Here is a 728-nt window from a genome sequence, read left to right on the forward strand (position 1 = left end):
TTTAAAACTTTATTCTTATTCACAAATCCTACAGATGTATTAAGAATGGTTGAAGGCGGAGTTCCTATTAAATCTGTAAACGTTGGCGGAATGTGCTTTAAAGCAGGTGACAAGCAAATCACAAATGCATTATGTATGAATGATGTTGATATTGAAGCATTTAAAAAGCTTCATGAAAAGGGTATAGAATTAGAGGTAAGAAAGTTAGCAAAGGATACTAAGATAAACTTAATGGATAGATTAAAAGAACTGAAACTTGTTTAGATATATAAATTAAAATTTATATATATTCTTAATTAAAATGAAAGAGGGGATATTAACATGAGCACTTTACAATTAATTTTATTGGTAGTAGTTGCAGCAATTGCTGGGATGGCGAGTGTGCTTGATGAAGCACAGTTCCACAGACCATTAATTGCATGTACACTAGTTGGACTTGTATTGGGAGATATTCAAACAGGAATTATATTAGGTGGAACACTAGAAATGTTAGCATTAGGATGGATGAATGTTGGGGCAGCTATGGCTCCAGATGCTGCTCTTGCCAGTGTAATATCAGCAATTCTTGTAATCGTTGGTAAACAATCTATTGGAGCAGGTATTGCAGTTGCAGTACCAATAGCAGCAGCAGGACAAGTACTTACTATCTTTGTAAGAACAATAACAGTATTTTTCCAACACTTAGCAGATAAATATGCTGAAACTGGTAACACAAGAGGAATAGAAAT

General features: G+C 33.9%; 2 protein-coding genes. Both read left to right on the forward strand.

Annotation, left to right across the window (positions count from 1 at the left end; all coding sequences use genetic code 11):
- Positions 1-264, forward strand: a 264-nt coding sequence (locus COL3_RS26825) for a PTS sugar transporter subunit IIB (protein WP_180278002.1), incomplete at its 5' end; no start/stop codon positions are given.
- A gap of 57 nt (positions 265-321) precedes the next feature.
- Positions 322-728 (forward strand): PTS sugar transporter subunit IIC (locus COL3_RS26830; RefSeq protein WP_180278003.1); only part of this gene is annotated, 407 nt, incomplete at its 3' end.

Origin of the sequence: Clostridium sp. LS (assembly GCF_002760435.1) — a bacterium.
Classification (GTDB): domain Bacteria; phylum Bacillota; class Clostridia; order Clostridiales; family Clostridiaceae; genus Clostridium.